The following is a 17,621-nucleotide window of genomic DNA, read 5'->3' as shown; positions in this document are numbered from 1 at the left end:
GAAGGCAGCCTCAAAATCACCACTGCGCCCGATGTGACCCCAATTCGGCGGCGGGCCAATCCCACCGCACCGCCGCCCCGCTGATCTGCAGCGGCACGCGCAACCTCCGCGCCGGCCCCCACGCGGTGTGTTCAATCGCCGGATCCTGATCCAGCGCATCTTCGGCCCGCAGCGGGTCATGCGTCCCCGGCCCATGCTCGACCAACAGCTTCGCCGTCCGTGCCAGCGACAACCGCGCCGCGCCCCCGCGACCGTTGGCCAGTCGTTCAGTCAGCAATCTGATCGCACTCGCCGCCATCAGATACCCGGTCGCATGATCCAGCGCCTGCACCGGCAGCGGCGTCGGTTTATCGCTGTGCTTCCAATGCTGTCCGGCCTCGGCGATGCCGCTGCTCATCTGCACCAGGCTGTCGAAGCCCCGGCGGTTCTGCCAGGGGCCGCTCCAGCCGTAGGCGTTGAGGCAGACGTCGATCAGCCCCGGTGCCAGCTGCCTTCGGCGTTCAATACCAAACCCCAGATGTTCCAGCGCATCGGCGCGGTAGCCGTGCAGCAGAATGTCGGCGTCTTTCAACAGGCCTTCAAACACCGCGCGATCCGCAGGAGCCTGCAGATCCAGCCGCGCACAGCGTTTGCCCACGGTCATTTCCGGGACCACACCGGGTTCGTTCCAGCTCGGTGGATCGATGCGCAAGACGTTGGCGCCCAGCCCGGCGAGAAAGCGGCTGGCGGTGGGGCCGGCGAGCACGCGGGTCAGGTCGAGCACCTTGATCCCGGCCAGCGGTCGTGCGATCGAACCTTGCCATGGGCTGCGGTTCTCGTCCGTCTGCTCGATGAACTGCACCAGCGCTTCGGCATTCACCGCCACCCCCTGCGGGTGTTGCTGCCACTGCGCCCAACTGCGCATTTCGGCGGCGCAGCCCTTGGCGTCGACCACCGCCTGCTCAAGATCCGCGCTCGCCCACTGTGCGACTTTCGCCGCCATTGCGGCACGATCGGCGCAGGCACCGAGCACGCGTTCAGCGGCGGCGCGGTGATGCGGGGCGTTGGTGTGCAGACGGATCCAGCCGTCCCGGGTCGCATAGTCGCCGGCGACGGGATCCCATAACGGCGGCACCTGCCAGCCGATCGGGCGCAGCGAGGTGGAGAACCACAACGAGGCCAGACGGCGGTCGACTGCAACCGCAGGCAAGTGCCCGATTTGCTGGTGAAGCAATTCGCTGAGCGCTTGCCCGGCAGCGGCGATGCTGGCGCAGGCCAGTTCAGTGACTGCGAACGCCGAGGGCAACGCGCCGTCACCGTTGAAGGGGATCGGCGTGTGGGGCAGGCCGAGTGCGGTTTGGATGGACGTGAGCAGATCAGTCATCGAAGGCCCTCCGGAACGAGAGGGCGATGATAGTGCAAAAGAATCGCGGTTTAGATGAAACCAGGATGTGAACCCGTTTCCCCTGTGGGAGCGAGCCTGCTCGCGAAGGCGTCGTGTCAGTCAACACTGATGTTGGATATGACGACCTCTTCGCGAGCAGGCTCGCTCCCACAGGGATTTATGCTGGATTGTTACACGCGGAACTGATCCATCAATTTCATCTGCTGGCTCGCCAGGCTGTTGAGCTGGCTGCTGATCGCTGCCGATTCGGTGGCCTGCTCGGTCAGGGTTTCGGTCACGATGCGAATCGCCGAGACGTTGCGGTTGACCTCTTCGGCCACTGCGCTTTGCTCTTCGGCGGCACTGGCGATCTGCAGGTTCATGTCGCTGATCACCGTCACCGCGTCGCTGATCTTGCCCAGCGCATCAACGGCCTGACGAATCTGCCCGGCGTTGTTGTGCGCCTGGGTCTGGCTTGAGTGCATGGTCGCGACCACGCCACGGGTGCCGGTCTGGATGCGCTCGATAACGATGCGAATTTCTTCCACCGAATCCTGCGTGCGCTTGGCCAGGTTGCGCACCTCATCGGCGACCACGGCAAAACCGCGACCGCTTTCGCCGGCGCGGGCGGCTTCGATAGCAGCGTTGAGGGCCAGCAGATTGGTCTGTTCGGCGATGCTGCGGATCACTTCCAGCACCGAGCCGATCTGCTCGCTGTTGACCGCCAGCGCTTCGACTTCGGTCACCGCTTTGCTGACTTCATCGGCCAGCTGATTGATGTCGCGGGTGCTGCGCTCGATGATCGCCATGCCGTCCTTCGCCGACTGATCGGCACCCTTGGCCGCGTTGGCTGCGTTCGAGGCACTGTTGGCGACGTCGTGGGCAGTGGCGCTCATTTCGTTGGAGGCGGTGGCGACCTGATCGATCTCGCGGAATTGCACTTGCATGCCTTCACTGGTCTGGCGGGCAATTTCCGACGACTGATCGGCCGTGCCGCGCGCTTCGGTGATGCTCTGTTTGATCTGCGCGATGGTCGGCTGAAGCTTGTCGAGGAAGCGGTTGAACCAGTTCACCAGTTCGCCCAGTTCATCTTTCTTGCTGTAGTTCAGGCGCTGGGTCAGATCGCCTTCGCCGCTGGCGATGTTCTTCAACATGTCGGCGACACTGTTGATCGGACGGGTGACGCCGGAGGCGGTGAGCCAGATCAGCAGCAGGCCGACCAGACCGGCCACGCCCGCTACCAGCAGCGCAGTGATGACGCCGGTTTGTTGCGCGTCATCCAGCACCGCTTGCAGCTTCACCGAGTCGGCCAGCAGCACGTGCTCGGGCAGGTCGATGACCACGCCCCAGGCGCGCGAATTGCCGATCGGGTCGACCGGGTAAACCGCGCGAATCAGCTCGCCCTGTTGGAGAATTTTTGCCGTGCCGCTGCCGACCAGTTGCAATACATCCTTGCCGTCAGCGCCGAGGGTGTCGCTGATTTTTTTGCCGACCCGCGTCGCGTCAGCACTGTCGGCCGCCAGCACACCGCTGCCGGAGACGATCAGCATGTGCCCGGCGTTGTTGAACAGGCTGCGCTGTGAGTCGACGGCGGCGGCTTGCAGGGCGTCGAGCGCGATGTCGACACCGACCACGCCGATCGCTTTGCCATCCACCAGCAGCGGCACGGAAATGGTCGTCATGAGCATTTCCTTGCCACCGACGGTGTCGGCATACGGGTCGAGCAGGCAGGTGCGTTTGTTGTCGCGAGGGCAGGTGTACCAACTGTTGTACGGCGTGCCGCTGACGCTGAGGGTGGTTTTGGTCAGGTCGTCTTCGACCATGATCGTATTCAGCGCGGCGCCGGCGGCACGACTCCAGTACGAGGCGAATCGCCCGGCTTCGTTGGATTGCCGCGCGGCATCGTTGGCGAATTCGCTGTCCTTGCCGTCGAGTCCGTTGGGTTCGAAGGCCAGCCAGATGCCAAGGACTTTATCGTTGCGCTCGAAAGCGGTTTTCAGACTTTGATTCAACTCTTCACGAACGGCGCCTGCTTCAAGCGAACGCTTGGCCGCCATCGTCCGCAGATCCTTGATCTGGTCGGCGAGGGCGGTGACCACCAGCAGGCTTTCGCCAAAGGTTTTCTGCACCCGCACCGCTTGTTCGGCGGCCTTGGCCTGCAGCAGGTTCTGCACGCTGGCGGTGAGCAACTGGTTGCTGGATTGACTGACCAGCGCGTCGTTCTGGTTGGTCTGGTAGATGTTCATGCTGACAATCAGCGCCACCACTCCGAGCAGGCACAGGCCGGAGAGCAGGACGATTTTCAGGCGAATGGAAAGAGAGTCGAACATGGGGCGATCTCGCGAATGGAATAAACAGGTGGCTGGGCCGGGAGCCCGGTTTGCCAAATCCATTCAGCGCCATTCAATCCTCATCGGCGTTAAGCGAAACGGCATGAGGCGCTTGCCGACGGACGGTCGCCGCTAAACGTTTGCGCAGGGGAAAGTGCTGAAAAGGCTTTAATTACAGGGATGTTTCACTACCGCGACGGGCGTCTCCGGGCGCGACCAGATCCACAGGTTGCCCAGGCCCATGCCGGCAATCGCCAGATAGATCGGCCAGCCGTGATCGAGCATCACCAGCATCAACGTCGCACACAGCAGCATGCTGACGGTGGCACTGAGCTTGGCCTTGCGCGCGATGATCCTGCCGTTGCGCCAGTTACTGAGGATCGGCCCGAACAGGCGATGATTTTCCAGCCACGCACTCAAGCGCGGCGAACTGCGGGTCGCGGCCCACGCGGCAAGGAGGATGAACTCGGTGGTCGGCAGGCCGGGCACGACGATGGCGATCAGGCCAATGCCGAGGCTGACATAGGCCAGCAGGCCGAACAGCAGACGGGCGAGTTTTGAGGTGGCGGGTGTGGGCATGGGCTCAGCGGCGGCTTCTGAAGCGGAACGGGGATCTTACAGATTTGTGGTGAGCCCTGTGGGAGCGAGCCTGCTCGCGAAAGCGGTTGATCAGGCACATTGATGTTGAATGTGCTGCCGTCTTCGCGAGCAGGCTCGCTCCCACAAGGGATAAGAGTTGCTTCAGGCCACTTCGGCTTCTATGGCATAAGCCCGTTCCAGCAGCACGGTAAAGCGGTTGAACGCATCCAGCGCACCTTGCTCAACTTCCGCCTCTTCCTCAGCGGTGAACGGCAACGCATCGAGGGTGCGCACAAAGCTTTTCCAGCCCTCGGCGCGGCCACCTTGCGGTTCAGCCAAATGCCGGGCACCGAAGCTTTCGCTCAACTCCAGCGCCACCGCGCGCTTGATCAGGAACGCCGCGCCGAGCTTGGAACCCTCCGACACGAAGATCCAGCCCAGCGCTCGCGCCTTGCTCGGGTTTTTCAGCGCGCCGGCCACCGGCGCCGGGACTTCGGTGTCGAGGTCGGCGAGGTCAGCCTTGGCCGCTTCGGCGCGGCAACGGGCTGGCAGATCCGGGACGATCGCGGTCAGTTCGGCATCGTTGTACAGCTCGACCAGTTCCGCCTGGAACAGGTATTGCGCGACGACGAAACGAGCGAAGCTGGCGCGGGTTTCGAATGGTGCGTGGGCTTTGACCAGCGCATCGAGTTTGCTGTGCGGCTCATGGGTGATCTGGTTCAGGCGTTGCGAACGCAGGGTTTTTTCCGAGGCAGTCATGGGGTGTCCTTGATAAATGAGGCGCTTGATAACAAGACGTACGGGCGGGCGCCGGACAGTAAAAAAACCTCACTGCGCGGCGAGAACACGCGCAGTGAGGCCGGGCGGATCAGATGTCCCAGATCAGGTTGATCGCGAAGTTGCGTCCCGGTTGGGTCAGCCGATCGAGGTTGGCCGGTTGCGTCACCGAGGCTTCGCCGACGCTGTCGTAACCGCGCACGTCATCCCACAGCCAGTACTTCTTGTCGGTCAGGTTGTAGACGCCGCCGCTGACGGTGACGTCGTCGGTCACCTTGTAATAGCCGGCCAGATCGAGAATGCCGAAGCCCGGGGTCTTGAACTGACTGCTGACGCCGTCCGGCGATTTGAAATTGCTGTCGTCGACGCGGTCCTTTTTCTTCACCACGGTCCAGCTCAGCAGACCGCCATAGTTGTCCTGGTCGTAACCGAGGCCGAATACGCCGGTGAGCGGATTGACGCTGTTGATCGGCTCGCCGCTATCGTTGTTGCGACCGTAGGCGTAGGCGATCGAGCCTTGGGTATACAGGCCTTGCGGCGCGCCGAACGCATCCAGGTTCAAGCGACCTTTGACTTCCGCACCCTTGATGGTGGCGCGCTTGATGTTGTTGCTCTGGAAGGTCAACTGATCGTCGCCCGGCTTGATCGCGTCCTCGTTGATGAAGTCGCGGTACTTGTTATAGAACACCGCGACGTCGAACGAACCCTGCTCGAAATTCCCGCGCAGGCCGGTTTCGAAACCTTTGCTCTTTTCCGGCTCGAGGTCGGAGTTGGGCGCCACGGTGTAGCCGGTGGTGTTGTTCTCGAAACGCCCGTACAGGGCTTTTGCCGTGGGCGTGCGGAAGCCTTCGGCGTACTGGCCGTACCAGGTGTAGTTGTCCGTCAATGCATAGGTCAGGCCGAATTTTGGCGAGACTTTGTGCCAGGTCTTGTTCTTGTCGCTGACCGTGCCCTGGCCGTCGGCATTCACGGTGTTGAGGAATTCCTCGGTGATGTGCGGCTTGAGCTGGGTGTAGTCGTAGCGCAGGCCCGGCAGGAAGGTCCAGTCGTTCCAGCTGATCTGATCCTGAGCAAACAGGCTGTAGGTGTTGATGGTCGGATCGGGGAAGTCACTGGCCTTGGCCAGTACATCCGCCGCACTGGTCGCGCCAATCGCCGTGCAGCCACGACCGACCGCCAGGCATGTGCCGTCGCCGCTGCGTGAACCGGTGACTTTCTGTTGCTTGATCGTGGTGCCGTAGGTCAGCAGGTGATCGGTGTCACCGATGGCGAAGGCCTTGTCCAGTTGCGCGTCGAACACCCACTGTTTTTCTTCGTAGATCGTGTCGCGGGTACGCAGCACCTTACGAGTGATCGGGTAGTAGAACTCTTCGGTGCTCTGGTCGGTCTTGGCGATCTGGTGATTGAGGCTCCACTTGACGTTATCGGCCAGCAGGCTGTCGAGGGCGAACGAGTGTTCGATGCCGAAACGCTCGCGGGTGATGGTGTCGTTACCGGTGCGCCACTGGTACATGCCGCCGGGCAGGACGCTGCTCGGAATGGTCGGCGCGCCGTTGAAATACGGGCCGCCGTAGGCACTTTTCTGGTCGGTGTCGCGATCGTCCTTGTACTTTTCGTAGGTCAGGCCCAGGCGCGAATCGTCGTTGTAGTTCCAGCCGAGCTTGGCCAGGACGTTGGTTGCGCGCACGTCTTCCGGGTTGGCGGCGGTGCGCGCAAGGCCGGTGCCGTTGTTGCCGCCGAAGGACTCGGTTTCGTGTCCGTCGCGCTGGCTGTAATGCAGCAAGCCGTCGAACTCACCGCTGCGGCCGGCGACGGTGGCCGATTTCAGCCAGCTGTCATCTGCGGAGCTGTAACCGCTTTTCAGGCGCGCGCCGACATCCTTGCCCGGTTTGATGATGTCGTCGGCGTCCAGCGTGTAGTAACTGACCGCGCCGCCGATGGCGTTGCTGCCGTACAGCACCGAGGCCGGGCCACGGAGGATTTCCACACGCTTGACGATTTCCGGGTCGACGTAGTTGCGCTGGCTCTTGGCATACGGGCCGTTGAAGAAACCGTTAGGGATCTCCACGCCATCGACTTGAGTCAGGATGCGGTCGCCGTCGATACCGCGAATGTTGTAGCCGCTGATGCCGCCACGCTGACCGGCACCGCCAACGGAAACGCCCGGTTCGTAGCGCACCAGATCCTTGATGGTGTTGACGTTGTTGCGGTCAAGCGCTTGGCGATCATGCACGCTGACCGTCGAAGGCACGCTGTTGACCGACTGTTCCTGGCGAGTGGCGCTGATGGTCACCTGATCGAGATTGAGCGTGCCGCTGCTGTTGCGTTTTTCCAGCACCACATTGTTGTTGCTCAGCTTGCGAAAGCTCAGGTTGGTCCCCACCAACAGGCGCTCGAGGGCTTTCTCCGGCGGCAGCGAACCGCGCACGCCCGGCGACGAGACGTTCTGCCCCAGCTCGGCCGGCAAGCCGACCTGCCAACCGGTCACGGCGGTAAAGGCATTCAGTGCCGAAACCAGTGGTTGCTGGCCGATGGCGAACGAGTAATCGCCCATGTTGCGTGTCGGTTGCTCGGCGGCCGCCAGCAGCGGTGCGGTACCAGCCATGAGGATGGCCGCAGTCAGCAGCGACAGTACGCGGGAAGGGGAAGCAGTCTGGCGGGTAAGGCGTGAGGACATCGATAGCGCTCCGTGTCGCACGAATCTTTATAGGTGCTGATCGGCATGGTTAGATGCGAATCAATTGCATTGGCTATAACGAGACGTACTGCCATTGGCTATCGAGTAAAAATAATTCTCATTCAGTTCAGAATCACCAGCGCAGGGAATTCCTGCAGGCGCGCCGAGGTGATGTGGGCGAGGGAGCGGACCACGTCGAGCGGCTGGTCGAGACGGTAATTGCCGGTGACGGCGACGTCGGCCAGTTGCTCGTTGTTGTTGATGATCCAGCCCGGATAGTAGCGGCGCAGCTCGGCCAGCACCTGATTCAGCGGGCAGTTCTCGAACACCAGGCGGCCTTCAACCCAGGCCAGATCGGCATTGGCGTCGAGCTTGGCCGGGCGATCAAATCCGTTGGGGCCGATGCGAATGCTTTCCCCGGCGCGCAGGCGCACCCGGGCATCGTTGTGGGTGGCGCGCAGATCGACATCGCCACGCTGCACATTCACTTGCGCGACCCCGTCGAGGTAGCGCACGGCAAATGCGGTGTCGTGGACGCTGGCCGTTACCGGACCTGCGTCGATCTCCAGCGGCTGATTGCGCCCGCTGGCAATCTCGAAAAACGCCTCGCCCTGAAACAGCCGCGCCACACGTTGTTGATCGTTGATGGTGCTGGAAAACGCCGAATTGGTATTGAGCAGAACCTTCGAGCCGTCCTCCAGTTGCAGCCTCTGACGCTCGCCGACCACGGTGAGGTGATCCGCTTGAATGCGCATCGGCAGGTTACTGAAACTGAACAGCCCGAGGATCAGCACCGCAGCGGTGGCCAGCGGTTTCCAGTGCGGGCGCAAGCGCTTGAGAAAAGTGATTTTTACCGGTTTTGCTGCCAGAGCCTCGGCGCACAGCGCGACTTGCGGGCCATCCCAGATGGCCTGGGCCTTGGCGAACGCCTCGGCATTCAACGGATCAGCCGCCAGCCAGGCATGAAATTGCCGGGTCTGTTCCTCATCCGGGCTGCCGAGCACGATGAGCCAGTCCAGCGCCTGGTCCATTGCAGCTGCAGCGTCCCGCGCCGAATCGGGCGAAGGCGGGCGGTGGGTATCCGTCACGGTGGTTCCTCAGGGCTTCTGGCGAAGCAGTTTCTAGCTTCGAGCTGCAAGCTGCAAGCCGGATGCGTTACTGCTTTTTGTTTTTACTTGTAGCTTGCAGCTCAAAGCTTGCCGCTGCCGTTATGTCGTTCGGCGACGCCGATGCAGATCGACATGATCAGTTTCAGTTCCTTCTGCACGGTGCTCAGCGAAACATCAAGTTCATCAGCGATTTCCTGATAGCTGTGCCCGTGCAGGCGGCTGAGGATGAAGATCTGCTGCTGGCGCGGGCTGAGTTGGCTGAGGCTCACGTTCAAACGCTCCAGCAATTGTTCGGCATGGGCGGCGTCTTCAGCGCTGCTGGCGGGCGCGGCGATGCTCTGCACCACGTCCTGTGGTACATCGTCGACCATGGTCCGCGCATGAATCTTGCGCGCACGCAAATGATCCAGCGCCAGATTGCGCGCGGTCTGGAAGACAAAGGGTTCAAGGTGATCGATGGACCGTTCGCTCAACGCCCGGGTCACGCGCAGGTAGGTCTCCTGCAACAGGTCTTCAGCGGTGCTGTGATTGTTGACCATCCGTTCCAGCGTGCGCAGCAGGGAAGTGCGCTGGGCGAGGAAGACGTGGTTGAAGCGCGATTGACTCACGGGAGGACCTGATCCATTTCGAGCGAATGATAATGCTTATCATCCAGCCGAATGGTCAAGTGCTGATTTCGAATTGAAATCGGATCTTCTGTGGGAGCGAGCCTGCTCGCGAAGGCGTCGTGTCAGTCAATTCCATATCGACTGACAGAAAGCTTTCGCGAGCAGGCTCGCTCCCACAGGGATTGGGGACCGGCCGGGATTATTCGGCGTTACACAATGCCAGGCAGTTATCCAGCATGCGGTTGGAGAAGCCCCATTCGTTGTCGTACCAGGCCAGCACTTTCAGCAACTTGCCGCTGACCTTGGTGTGGTTGGCGTCGAAGATCGACGACAGCGGGTTGTGGTTGAAGTCGCTGGAAACCAGCGGCAAGGTGTTGTAACCGAGAATCTTCGAATGCTGGCTCGCCGCTTTCAGCAGGGCGTTGACTTCGTCGGCACTGGCTTCTTTCTTCAGTTGCACGGTGAGGTCGACCAGCGACACGTTGATCACCGGTACGCGCACAGCCATGCCGGTCAGTTTGCCCGCCAGTTCCGGCAGCACCAGGCCTACCGCTTCGGCTGCGCCGGTCTTGCTCGGGATCATGTTCTGCGTGGCCGAGCGGGCACGGTACGGGTCGCTGTGATAAACGTCGGTGAGGTTCTGGTCGTTGGTGTAGGCGTGGATGGTGGTCATCAGGCCGCTTTCGATCCCCAGCTCGCGATGCAGCACCTGCGCCACTGGCGCGAGGCAGTTGGTGGTGCACGAAGCGTTGGAAATGATCTGGTGCGACTGACGCAGAATGTCGTGGTTGACGCCATAAACGACGGTGGCGTCGGCGCCTTTGGCCGGGGCCGAGATGATCACCTTGCGGGCGCCGGCGCTGATATGCGCGGCGGCTTTGGCACGGTCGGTGAACAGACCGGTGCATTCGAACACTACGTCGATTTTTTCAGCGGCCCACGGCAGGTCGGCCGGGTTGCGAATGGCGCTGACTGCGATGCGGTCGCCATTGACCGTCAGGCTTTCGTTATCGTGCGCCACTTCGGCGTCGAAAGTGCCGTGGACGGTGTCGTATTTGAGCAGATGGGCATTGATCGAACTGTCACCCAGATCGTTGATCGCGACGATCTGCAGGTCTTGACGATAGCCTTGGGTATACAGTGCGCGCAGGACATTACGGCCGATGCGGCCAAAACCATTGATTGCGATTCGAAGAGTCATGGAACAGCGCCGCCGTCGTTTTGTTGTTGGAATTACAAGATTATTCGCATAAAAATAGAAAACAAGCCTTTTTAGTGGCAATATTTTGTTTTATCTACAACGAGTGACCTGAATCAACTGGTCCGAATGGTCAAAAAAGCCGTCTGTCATTCCAACAACAACGGCGTTTGATCAGCATAGACAATCAGGTCGCCACATCCGTTAGCCTGGAGTTCTACACATGCATCCCCGCGTTCTTGAGGTCACCGAACGGCTTATCGCCCGCAGCCGCGCCACGCGTCAGGCTTACCTTGCACTGATTCGCGGCGCCGCCACTGACGGCCCGATGCGCGGCAAGCTGCAATGCGCCAACTTCGCCCACGGCGTGGCCGGGTGCGGCAGCGAAGACAAGCACAGCCTGCGGATGATGAACTCGGCGAACATCGCCATTGTGTCTTCGTATAACGACATGCTTTCGGCGCACCAGCCGTACGAAGTTTTCCCCCAACAAATCAAGAACGCCCTGCGCGAGATCGGCTCGGTCGGCCAGTTCGCCGGCGGCACTCCGGCCATGTGCGATGGCGTGACCCAGGGCGAGCCGGGCATGGAACTGAGCCTGCCCAGCCGCGAAGTCATCGCCATGTCGACCGCCGTGGCGCTGTCGCACAACATGTTCGACGGCGCGCTGATGCTCGGCATTTGCGACAAAATCGTTCCGGGCCTGATGATGGGTTCGCTGCGTTTCGGCCATCTGCCAACGATCTTCGTCCCGGGCGGGCCGATGGTGTCGGGGATTTCCAACAAGGAAAAAGCCGACGTCCGCCAGAAGTACGCCGAAGGCAAGGCGACCCGCGAAGAGCTGCTGGAATCGGAGATGAAGTCCTACCACAGCCCGGGCACCTGCACCTTCTACGGCACCGCCAACACCAACCAGTTGCTGATGGAAGTCATGGGCCTGCACTTGCCGGGCGCCTCGTTCGTCAACCCGAACACGCCGCTGCGCGACGCGCTGACCCGCGAAGCCGCGCATCAGGTCACGCGCCTGACCAAGCAGAACGGCAACTTCATGCCGATCGGCGAAATCGTCGACGAAAAGGCGCTGGTCAACTCCATCGTTGCCCTGCACGCCACCGGCGGCTCGACCAACCACACTCTTCACATGCCGGCCATCGCCATGGCCGCTGGCATTCAGCTGACCTGGCAGGACATGGCCGACCTTTCCGAAGTCGTGCCGACCCTAAGCCACGTCTACCCGAACGGCAAAGCCGACATCAACCACTTCCAGGCAGCGGGCGGCATGTCGTTCCTGATCCGCGAACTGCTCGGCGCCGGCCTGCTGCATGAAGACGTCAACACCGTGCTCGGTCATGGCCTGAGCCAGTACACCAAAGAGCCGTTCCTCGATAACGGCGAGCTGGTCTGGCGCGAAGGCCCGACCGACAGCCTCGACGAAAACATCTTGCGTCCGGTGTCCCGTGCGTTCTCGCAAGAGGGCGGCTTGCGGGTGATGGAAGGCAACCTCGGTCGCGGGGTGATGAAGGTTTCTGCCGTTGCGCTGGAAAACCAGATCGTCGAAGCACCGGCAATGGTGTTCCAGGATCAGCAGGACCTGGCGGACGCATTCAAGGCCGGTCTGCTGGAGAAGGATTTCGTCGCGGTGATGCGCTTCCAGGGCCCGCGTTCCAACGGCATGCCCGAGCTGCACAAGATGACGCCATTCCTCGGCGTACTGCAGGATCGCGGCTTCAAAGTGGCATTGGTGACTGACGGGCGCATGTCCGGCGCGTCGGGGAAAATCCCCGCAGCGATTCACGTCAGCCCGGAAGCTTATGTCGGTGGCGCTTTGGCACGCGTGCAGGAGGGCGATATCATCCGCGTCGATGGCGTCAAAGGCACCTTGGAACTGAAGGTCGACGCCGCCGAATTTGCAGCGCGCGAACCTGCCAAAGGCCTGTTGGGCAACAACATCGGCAGCGGACGCGAGCTGTTTGGCTTCATGCGCATGGCCTTCAGCTCGGCGGAGCAGGGCGCCAGCGCCTTCACTTCTGCCCTGGAGACGCTTAATTGAAACTGGCTTTGGTCGGTGACATCGGAGGCACCAACGCGCGGTTCGCGTTGTGGCAAAACCAGCAACTGCAATCGGTTCAGGTGCTGGCCACGGCCGACTTTGCCAGCCCGGAAGAGGCAATCGCTCTGTACCTGAGTGGGCTCGGCCTGGCGCCGGGTTCGATCGGCTCAGTGTGCCTGTCGGTGGCAGGTCCGGTGAGTGGCGATGAATTCAAGTTCACCAACAATCACTGGCGGCTCAGCCGCAGCGCGTTTTGCAAGACCTTGCAGGTCGAGCAGTTGTTGCTGACCAACGACTTCTCGGCGATGGCGCTGGGCATGACCCGCTTGCAGCCGGGCGAATTCCGCGTGGTTTGCGAAGGCACGCCGGAGCCTTTGCGCCCGGCGGTGGTGATCGGCCCGGGCACTGGTCTGGGTGTCGGCACCTTGCTCGATCTCGGCGAAGGGCGCTTTGTCGCGTTGCCGGGCGAGGGCGGCCACGTCGACCTGCCGCTGAGCAGCCCGCGTGAAACGCAACTGTGGCAGCACATCTACAACGAGATCGGCCATGTCAGCGCGGAAACCGCGTTGAGCGGCGGCGGCCTGCCTCGACTCTACCGGGCGATCTGCGCGGTGGATGGCCATGAGCCGATACTCGAAACGCCGGAAGCGATCACCGCCGCTGGCCTTGCCGGTGACCCGATCGCTTTGGAAGTGCTCGAGCAGTTCTGCTGCTGGCTCGGGCGCGTCGCCGGCAACAACGTGCTCACCACCGGCGCGCGCGGCGGGGTGTTTATCGTTGGCGGGGTGATTCCACGCTTCGCCGATTTCTTCCTCGCCAGCGGTTTTGCCCGCTGCTTCGCCGACAAAGGCTGCATGAGCGATTACTTCAAAGGCATCCCGGTGTGGCTGGTGACCGCGCCGTATTCCGGCCTGGTCGGCGCCGGCGTGGCCCTGGACCAATCAATCCCGACCTGAAATGCAATCCAATTGTGGGAGCGAGCCTGCTCGCGAAAGCGGTGTGTCAGTCAACAGATCTGTTGAATGTTAAAACCGATTCGCGAGCAGGCTCGCTCCCACAAGGGTTTCTGTAGTGTTTGTTAGTTTGATGCTTAAGGCATAATCCGCCCCAACTCCAACAACAAGGATGCCTTCGAAGTGAGCTCAGTCAACAAGTCGATATTGTTGGTCGATGACGACCAGGAAATACGCGAGTTGCTGGAAACCTACCTGACCCGCGCCGGGTTTCAGGTGCGGGCCACCGCCGATGGTGCCGGTTTTCGTCAGGCGCTCAACGAGGCGCCGAGCGATCTGGTGATCCTCGATGTCATGCTGCCCGACGAAGATGGCTTCAGCCTGTGCCGTTGGGTACGCCAGCACCCGCGTCAGGCGCAGGTGCCGATCATCATGCTGACCGCCAGCTCCGACGAAGCCGACCGGGTGATCGGTCTGGAGCTCGGCGCCGACGATTACCTCGGCAAACCGTTCAGCCCGCGCGAACTGCAAGCGCGGATCAAGGCCCTGCTGCGCCGCGCACAGTTCGCCCACGAACGCAGCGGCAGCGAAGTGCTGGTCTTCGACGACTGGCGCCTGGACACGGTCAGCCATCGGCTGTTCCACACTGACGGCGAGGAAGTGATCCTTTCCGGCGCCGATTTCGCCCTGCTGAAACTGTTCCTCGATCATCCGCAGCAAATCCTCGACCGCGACACCATCGGCAACGCCACCCGCGGCCGCGATCTGATGCCGCTCGATCGCATCGTCGACATGGCCGTCAGCCGTTTGCGCCAACGCCTGCGCGACACTGAAAAACCGCCACGCTTGATTCGCACCGTGCGTGGCAGCGGTTATCAGTTGGCAGCCAATGTGGTTGCCGGCAATGCTCACTGAGTCGCTGGGCAAATTCGTCGGTCGCATACCGGTGCCGCGCTCGCTGCTCGGGCGGATGCTGCTGCTGACTCTGCTGGCGGTGCTGTTCGCGCAGACGCTGTCGAGCGTGATCTGGGTGTCGCAACTGCGCGCCACCCAGCTCGAAGGCCTGGTCACCAGCGCCCGCAGCCTGGCGCATTCGATGACTGCCAGCGTCAGCTATTTCCGTTCCTTGCCAGTGGCCTATCGACCGCTGGTGCTCGATCAATTGCGCAGCATGGGCGGCACCCGATTTGTCGTGACGCTCAATGACAAACCGCTGGGCATGGACGTGCTGCCGGTGACGCCGCGCAAGGCTGCAGTGATGCAAGCGGTGGACGAAGTGCTGCGCCAGTCTCTGGGCCATGACACGGATATTTCGGTGACCTTCGTCAGCCCCGAAGACCTGCGGATTTTCAACGCCGGGCTGAAACTTGATGAATTGCCGCGCTCCTGGGCGCACTACGCGTTGACGCTGGAGCCGGTGAATCCGCCGGTACTGGTCACGCAGATTCAAATGGCTCCGGGGGAATGGCTGTACATCGCCTCGTTGCTGCCGGAGCCGTACACCAGTCTCGAAGAACAAGGCCTGCCGGCGCAGCAGGTATGGTTTATCGTCCTCACCAGCGGCTTCTTGCTGTTGTTCATCGGCCTGCTGGTGCACTGGCAGAGTCGGCCGCTCAAGCGTCTGGCGCGGGCAGCGCGGGATCTGTCGCTGGGCGCGGACGTCGAGCCGGTGGCGGAGGGCGGTGGCAGTGAAGTGGTCGAAGTCGGCCGCGCGTTCAACACCATGCGCGAACGCATCAGCCGTTACCTGACCGAACGCAGCCAGTTGTTCAGCGCGATTTCCCACGACTTGCGCACGCCGATCACCCGCCTGCGCTTGCGCGTCGAACTACTCGAAGACGAACAGCTGCAAGCTAAGTTCGGCCGCGATCTGGATGAGCTGGAGCTGCTGGTCAAAGGCGCGCTGCAATGCGTGAAAGACACCGACATCCACGAGAACATCGAGCCCGTGGATCTCAATCATGTCCTCGATTGCCTGGTCGAGCCGTATCTGGCGCCGAACGGCAATGGCCGCGTCACCCAGCATGGCCGCGCGCTGTCGGCGTATCCGGGCAAACCGCTGGCGCTCAAGCGCTGCATCGGCAACCTGATCGACAACGCCTTGAAGTACGGGCAGAACGCGCATCTGCACATCGATGACGATGACAGCGCCTTTGTCTTGCACGTCGACGACGAAGGCCCGGGCGTACCACAGCAACGGCTGGAGCAGGTGTTCGAGCCGCACTTCCGCCTGGCGGGGCAGCAGCAGGGCTACGGACTTGGTCTGGGCATTGCGCGCAACATTGCCCATAGCCATGGCGGCGAGGTGACGTTGCAGAACCTGCGTGAGGGTGGATTGCGAGTGACGTTGCAGTTGCCGCGCAGTGTTGATTAGCCAGACCGCGTTATCGTTCTTCGCGAGCAGGTCGAATCGTCGCACCGTCGCTCCCACAGTGATTGCATTCCACCTCCAGAAACACAGTTGAATGTGGGAGCGAGCCTGCTCGCGAATACGTCAGGCGCATCAATCCAAATGTCACAGGTCAGTGACAAACCCCGTCCCCTTCGTTACAAGCCCGCCCCGGCCCGTTGTTTAGACTGCCCGCAGTCCTAACAACAAAAAAGGGTCACGCCATGGACACCTTTCACCCAGACTTCAGCAGTTGGCTGAACGCCCCTGCCCACCAGCAATGGCTAGCCGCCGAAGGCCTGCGTCTGCTGGATTTCGCCAAGGCTGCGAAGCTGCCCGAAGGTTTCGGCAACCTCGATGAGCGCGGCCGTTTGCCGGCGCACGCCCAAGCCGAAACCATGAACACCGCGCGCATGACCCACAGTTTCGCCATGGCCCACATTCAGGGGTTGCCGGGATTTGCCGAACTGGTCGACCACGGTATCGCCGCGTTGCGCGGACCACTGCGTGATGCGCTGCACGGCGGCTGGTTTGCGGTTGCCGGACACCGCGACGACAACACCGGCAAGAACGCCTACCTGCACGCCTTTGTCGCGCTCGCCGCCAGCTCCGCCGTGGTCGCACAACGGCCCGGTGCCCAGGCCTTGCTTGATGACGCCATCGACATCATCGACACTTACTTCTGGAGCGAAGAAGAGGGCGCCATGCGCGAATTCTTCAGCCGCGACTGGAGCGAAGAAGAAGCCTATCGCGGCGCCAACAGCAACATGCACGCGACCGAAGCATTCCTCGCGCTGGCCGATGTCACCGAAGATCCGCGCTGGCTGGTGCGCGCCCAGCGCATCGTCGAGCGGGTGATCCATGGCCACGCTGCGGCCAACGATTACATGGTCATCGAACACTTTGATCGCGACTGGCAACCGCTGCGCGAATACAACCACGACAATCCGGCTGACGGTTTCCGTCCTTACGGCACCACGCCGGGCCACGGTTTCGAGTGGGCGCGCTTGCTCCTGCACCTTGAAGCCGCGCGAGTGCAGGCCGGCATGCTTACGCCGGGCTGGCTGGCGACTGATGCGCAAAAACTCTTCGAAAACAATTGCCGGCACGGCTGGAATATCGATGGCGCGGCGGGCATCGTCTACACCCTCGACTGGCACAACAAAGCCGTCGTTCGCCATCGCCTGCACTGGACGCATGCCGAAGCCAGCGCCGCCGCCAGCGCCTTGCTCAAACGCACCGGCGACGCGCAATACGAAGCCTGGTACAGACTGTTCTGGGAATTCTGCGAGACGAATTTCATCGACCGCTGCCACGGCAGCTGGCACCACGAACTCAATCCGCAGAATGTGCCAAGTGCCGATATATGGCCGGGCAAGCCCGATCTGTATCACGCCTGGCAGGCTGTGCTGATTCCACGATTGCCGCTGGCGCCAAGCATGGCCACGGCTTTGGCGCGGTTGTCCCGGCCTGTTCCTGTGTAACCATGTCGTGACATTTACGCGTCCCTTCGTTACCTGCGAAGCGAAACGCTCTGTTTAAACTCCGTGCAGCGCAAGCACCAGACTTGCAATGCATAACAACAAGA

Annotated in this window: 13 protein-coding genes and 1 pseudogene; 5 read left to right on the top strand and 9 right to left on the bottom strand. The window is 61.8% G+C overall.

Features of this window, described 5'->3' with window-relative positions:
* Positions 1–16: 16 nt before the first annotated feature.
* The 9 genes and pseudogenes from KVG87_RS24780 to gap form a co-directional block, all read right to left on the bottom strand.
* Positions 17–1,363, bottom strand: a complete 1,347-nt coding sequence (locus tag KVG87_RS24780) for a CoA transferase (RefSeq protein ID WP_217853031.1) — start codon at positions 1,361–1,363, stop codon at positions 17–19.
* A 191-nt stretch (positions 1,364–1,554) separates the two neighbouring features.
* On the bottom strand, positions 1,555–2,310 hold the full coding sequence (locus KVG87_RS26365; protein WP_437180907.1) for a methyl-accepting chemotaxis protein: 756 nt from the start codon (positions 2,308–2,310) through the stop codon (positions 1,555–1,557).
* A gap of 102 nt (positions 2,311–2,412) precedes the next feature.
* Positions 2,413–3,420 (bottom strand): annotated as a pseudogene (locus KVG87_RS26360) (methyl-accepting chemotaxis protein); the annotation flags it as partial.
* A 441-nt stretch (positions 3,421–3,861) separates the two neighbouring features.
* Positions 3,862–4,272 carry a YbaN family protein gene (locus KVG87_RS24770; protein ID WP_122507696.1) on the bottom strand — a complete coding sequence of 137 codons (411 nt, stop codon included), beginning with the start codon at positions 4,270–4,272 and terminating at the stop codon, positions 3,862–3,864.
* 162 nt (positions 4,273–4,434) lie between these two features.
* Positions 4,435–5,031 carry a biliverdin-producing heme oxygenase gene (locus tag KVG87_RS24765; RefSeq protein ID WP_217853027.1) on the bottom strand — a complete coding sequence of 199 codons (597 nt, stop codon included), beginning with the start codon at positions 5,029–5,031 and terminating at the stop codon, positions 4,435–4,437.
* A 109-nt stretch (positions 5,032–5,140) separates the two neighbouring features.
* Positions 5,141–7,726, bottom strand: coding sequence for a TonB-dependent receptor (locus KVG87_RS24760; RefSeq protein ID WP_217853025.1), 2,586 nt, complete (start codon positions 7,724–7,726; stop codon positions 5,141–5,143).
* A 122-nt stretch (positions 7,727–7,848) separates the two neighbouring features.
* A complete protein-coding gene (locus KVG87_RS24755; protein ID WP_073472027.1) occupies positions 7,849–8,814 on the bottom strand; it encodes a FecR family protein in 966 nt (321 codons plus the stop codon).
* Between the two features lie 101 nt (positions 8,815–8,915).
* Positions 8,916–9,443 (bottom strand): RNA polymerase sigma factor, encoded by a 528-nt coding sequence (locus KVG87_RS24750; protein ID WP_217853023.1) that lies wholly within the window; start codon positions 9,441–9,443, stop codon positions 8,916–8,918.
* A 199-nt stretch (positions 9,444–9,642) separates the two neighbouring features.
* Positions 9,643–10,644 (bottom strand): type I glyceraldehyde-3-phosphate dehydrogenase, encoded by a 1,002-nt coding sequence (gene gap / locus KVG87_RS24745; RefSeq protein WP_016773526.1) that lies wholly within the window; start codon positions 10,642–10,644, stop codon positions 9,643–9,645.
* Positions 10,645–10,864: 220 nt separating this feature from the next.
* On the opposite strand from gap, the gene edd reads away from it, so the two are divergent.
* The 5 genes from edd to KVG87_RS24720 all read left to right on the top strand — a co-directional run bounded on the left by edd (position 10,865) and on the right by KVG87_RS24720 (position 17,517).
* A complete protein-coding gene (gene edd / locus KVG87_RS24740) occupies positions 10,865–12,691 on the top strand; it encodes a phosphogluconate dehydratase (protein WP_071173347.1) in 1,827 nt (608 codons plus the stop codon).
* A complete protein-coding gene (locus KVG87_RS24735; RefSeq protein ID WP_217853021.1) occupies positions 12,688–13,647 on the top strand; it encodes a glucokinase in 960 nt (319 codons plus the stop codon). Before edd ends, KVG87_RS24735 begins: the two co-directional genes overlap by 4 nt.
* A 180-nt stretch (positions 13,648–13,827) precedes the next feature.
* Complete coding sequence (locus KVG87_RS24730) at positions 13,828–14,559, top strand: response regulator (RefSeq protein WP_016773529.1); 732 nt, start codon at positions 13,828–13,830, stop codon at positions 14,557–14,559.
* Positions 14,549–16,018 carry an ATP-binding protein gene (locus KVG87_RS24725; protein WP_076563924.1) on the top strand — a complete coding sequence of 490 codons (1,470 nt, stop codon included), beginning with the start codon at positions 14,549–14,551 and terminating at the stop codon, positions 16,016–16,018. Before KVG87_RS24730 ends, KVG87_RS24725 begins: the two co-directional genes overlap by 11 nt.
* A 239-nt stretch (positions 16,019–16,257) precedes the next feature.
* On the top strand, positions 16,258–17,517 hold the full coding sequence (locus KVG87_RS24720; RefSeq protein ID WP_217853019.1) for a D-mannose isomerase: 1,260 nt from the start codon (positions 16,258–16,260) through the stop codon (positions 17,515–17,517).
* Positions 17,518–17,621 lie beyond the last annotated feature (104 nt).

The organism is Pseudomonas siliginis (genome assembly GCF_019145195.1).
Classification (GTDB): domain Bacteria; phylum Pseudomonadota; class Gammaproteobacteria; order Pseudomonadales; family Pseudomonadaceae; genus Aquipseudomonas; species Aquipseudomonas siliginis.
The sequence above is the reverse complement of the archived record's forward strand: the minus strand, read 5'-3'. Positions and strand labels throughout refer to the sequence as shown.

Excerpts from the sequence above, each read along its gene's own strand:
- KVG87_RS24780 (WP_217853031.1), bottom strand. The coding sequence starts at position 1,363 with ATGACTGATCTGCTCACGTCCATCCAAACCGCACTCGGCCTGCCCCAC.
- KVG87_RS26365 (WP_437180907.1), bottom strand. The coding sequence starts at position 2,310 with ATGCAAGTGCAATTCCGCGAGATCGATCAGGTCGCCACCGCCTCCAAC.
- KVG87_RS24770 (WP_122507696.1), bottom strand. The coding sequence starts at position 4,272 with ATGCCCACACCCGCCACCTCAAAACTCGCCCGTCTGCTGTTCGGCCTG.
- KVG87_RS24765 (WP_217853027.1), bottom strand. The coding sequence starts at position 5,031 with ATGACTGCCTCGGAAAAAACCCTGCGTTCGCAACGCCTGAACCAGATC.
- KVG87_RS24760 (WP_217853025.1), bottom strand. The coding sequence starts at position 7,726 with ATGTCCTCACGCCTTACCCGCCAGACTGCTTCCCCTTCCCGCGTACTG.
- gap (WP_016773526.1), bottom strand. The coding sequence starts at position 10,644 with ATGACTCTTCGAATCGCAATCAATGGTTTTGGCCGCATCGGCCGTAAT.
- edd (WP_071173347.1), top strand. The coding sequence starts at position 10,865 with ATGCATCCCCGCGTTCTTGAGGTCACCGAACGGCTTATCGCCCGCAGC.
- KVG87_RS24725 (WP_076563924.1), top strand. The coding sequence starts at position 14,549 with ATGCTCACTGAGTCGCTGGGCAAATTCGTCGGTCGCATACCGGTGCCG.
- KVG87_RS24720 (WP_217853019.1), top strand. The coding sequence starts at position 16,258 with ATGGACACCTTTCACCCAGACTTCAGCAGTTGGCTGAACGCCCCTGCC.